Consider the following 3,288-nt stretch of genomic DNA (forward strand, 5'->3'; position numbering starts at 1 on the left):
TCGTCGAGCTCGGCGGCACCTGCTCCGGCTGCGGTATCTCGAACATCACCGCCGACAACATCCGCCGCGACCTCATCATGGACTTCGACGAGGTCGACAACGTGACGGTGCGGACCGCCTCCTCCGGTGACAACGGCGCCTCGACCGTCGAGGGCGGCCGCGGCGGCGAGCTGAAACACGAGACCGAGTCCGCGAACCACTTCTGAATCCGGCGCGGCGGAGGGCGTCCGCCGCGTCTCTACTCTTCTCTTCTCTACAACGGCGTGAACGGCAGCGACGCGAGCGTGTCGGCGTCGTAGGCGAGCGCGTCCGCCTGCGACGTTCCCTCCGGCGTGATCAGGTCGATCACGCTCGGCGCGTTCTCGACCGCGCCCTCCTTCGCGCCGCCGAAGACGAACCCGCCGGCGTCGACCTGAACGTCGCGGAACGATCCGAAGTTCTCCGAGCCGACGATCGGGAGGACTTCCCAGTCGGAGATGTCGGCTCCGCCGAGCGCCGTCTTCGGAATCGAGACGACCGCCACGTTTGCGCCGAAGCTGGCGAACGCGGTCGGCGAGCCGAGCCCGTTCCCTTCGGCGTCGACGATCCCGGTGCTGAAGCCGCTCGCGTCGACTCGGTACTGCCACGGCTCGGCGAACTCGGCGGTGATCCCGAGGCCGCCGAGCTCGGTCGTCCGGCCCCCGTCGGCCGACGGATCGCGCAGGTAGACGGCGAAGTAGTGCGGCGAGAACGTCCCGCCGAACGCGTCGTACAGGCTCTCCACCTCGAACGCGAACCGGTACTCCTCGTCCGTCTCCAAGACGCGGAACGAACGCAGGTCGAACGCGCCGTCCCGGAACGCGCCGTCCGTCGGGTAGACGTACTCGCCGGGGCCGTCGTCGTCCCCCTGCGGGTCGGTGAACTCGCTAACGACGTCCCCGGGCGCGACCGTGACGGTCGCCGACGCCAGCTCGGTGCCGCCGTCGGCCTCGCGGACGACGACGTCGAACGTCCCGATCCGCGAGATGCTGAACCCGAGGTCAACCGTCGCGTCAGTCGAATTCGGAGGCAGTCGGACGTTGTCGAGCGCGGCGACCTCCCCGTCGACGTCGATCTCGACGGTCGTCCCGCCCACGAAAGCGGCGTCGTTTGACCCCGTCGCGCTGACGAACGACTCACCCAGGTCGGCCTCTTCGGCGATCGACACCGAGAACGTCTGCTCCGGGCGCTCGTACTCGGGGAGCCGGCTGATCTCGCGACCGCGGGCCGGACGCAGTTTGACTGCGGTCCCGCCGCTCGGCGCCAGCGACGCGAGCAGGGTCGTGCTCGGCGTGACGACCGCCTCGTCGATGCGGACGCCGGTCGGGTCGCGATCGACGCCCGCGCCGACCGCGTCCGAGTAGACCTCCGCGACGTACTTCGGGCCGCTTCGGCCGTTGCCGCGACCGTTTCCGTTCCCGTTGCCGCGACCGTTTCCGTTCCCGTTGCCGCGACCGTTCCCGCGCCCCGGCGCGTCGCCGGAGTTACCGGGCGCGAGGAAGTCGAGCGGTACGTCGACCGCGCGACCGTCCCCGTCCGTCATCACGCCGACGTACCACTCGTCGCCGCTGCGGCGGGCGATCGCGAGGTAGTCGCCGATCGCGGAGCCGACGACGCGCGTCTCGTCCCAGCCGGCCGCCGGGACCGACTCGATGAACGCGAACTCGGGCTCCGCGTCGAAGTTCTCGTTCTCGGGCGTGTACCCCTCGTACTCGGCCGGGACCGGCGACGGCTCGCCGGGTTCGGTGACGGCGACCGCGTTGAGGTTGAAACCCCCCACGTCGCCGCTGAACCCGCCGTCGCCCGACTCGTAGTCGAGTTCGACCGCGACCTCGTTGTCCCCCGCGTCGAGTTCGACCGGCGTCGTGAACACCTGCCAGTCGTCCCAGTAGTCGGTGAACGACGGCTCGATGGTCTCCCGCGCGCCGTTGACGCGCAGGGTCGCTCGCGGACCGCCGGCGTCGATCACGCGGCCCGCGTTCTCCTCGGCGTCGCTCGCGTACCGGAGGTGGAGGTCGTACGTCCCGGCGCTCGGCACGTCTTCGACCGCGAACGACACCGACGACCCGCTGGGCGCGCGGTTGGGGTCGACCGCGACGAAGTTGGTGCCGAACGCGTCCCGCCACGAGTCGTCGGTGACGAGCCCGTCGAGGTCGCCGGCGGCGGCCTGGAGCGCCTCGCCGACTCCGAACGTCTCGTCGATATACCCCTCGATCCGGTCGGCGGCCATCTGGAGGCCGCTGAGGTACGTCGGGTACATCGCGAGCTGCTTCGCCCGCGTCGTCTGGATCTGGTCGCCGCGGTCGTCGCCGAAGGTGATGTCGAAGATGCCCGGCTGGTAGCTCACCGGGCCGGCGAGGTTCCGCGTGAACGGGAGGGTGACGTGGTGGTCGCGGCCGACGTTCGAGCCGAGCTGGCCGAACCCGTCGTACTCCTGCGCCTTCACGACCTCGCGGTTCGCCACGTTCGGGTAGGTGCGGATCTCGCCGGTCGGCTTGATCCCCTCGTGGATCTCCAGTAGCTGGCGGTTCGCGGCCGCCTCGCGGATCGCGAGCCGGTGGTGGTTCACCGCGAGCTGGTTGTGCTGGTTGTGGGTCGGCTCGGCGCCGTCGCCGTCGATGCCGAGTCCGGGGTCGGAGACGTACCCGTTCTTGATCGAGTTGATCCCCTCGTCGTCGTAGCCCGCGAACACGTCCTCGTCGAGGATGGCGGACTCGTACCCCGGAATGTTGCCCGCGGTCTCGTTGTGGATCGTCATCTCGACCGGCTCGGGGAGGTCGGCGCCGTAGCCGGTCACCTCCGGCACGTCGAAGTCCGGGTAGGAGTCGCCGACGCCGAAGCCGAACCCGGTGCCGTCGCCGGGGTAGGTGCTCCAGCCCTCGTTCCACCCCTCGACGAGCACGCTGTCGATCCCGTTCTCGCCCGCGAAGCGCATGTAGCGCTTCATCCGCTCGGTCCGCGCCCCGTGGACGTACGCGGCGGGGTTCCCGCCGCCGCCCGCGACCTCGTCGTCGGTCTTGTACTCCCAGTTCGCCCGCCCCGCGATCATCGTCCACCAGATGCCGACGTACTTGCGGGGCTCGATCCAGTCGGTGTCGGGGGCGCTCCCCGCGGTCGGCAGCGCGGACTCGTCGAGCGGGTCCGCGAGCAGCGGGACGAGCTGCGACTCGATCAGCTCGCCCGGCCGGTCGACGACCTGTATCGTCCGCCACGGCGTCGCGGCCGGGAGGTCGAGCGAGGCCCGCGACCCGTCGGGCAGCGGCGTGAGCT

Annotated in this window: 1 protein-coding gene and 1 pseudogene; one reads left to right on the forward strand and one right to left on the reverse strand. The window is 70.5% G+C overall.

Going from position 1 to position 3,288, the window contains the following annotated elements:
• A pseudogene (locus B9G38_RS15410) lies at window positions 1-206 on the forward strand (hypothetical protein); the annotation flags it as partial.
• A 47-nt stretch (window positions 207-253) separates the two neighbouring features.
• Here the strand turns inward: B9G38_RS15410 and B9G38_RS15415 are convergent.
• The coding region (locus tag B9G38_RS15415; protein ID WP_086220962.1) for a glycoside hydrolase family 97 catalytic domain-containing protein at window positions 254-3,288 on the reverse strand (3,035 nt) is incomplete at its 5' end.

It is taken from the genome of Halorubrum sp. SD612 (assembly GCF_002135005.1).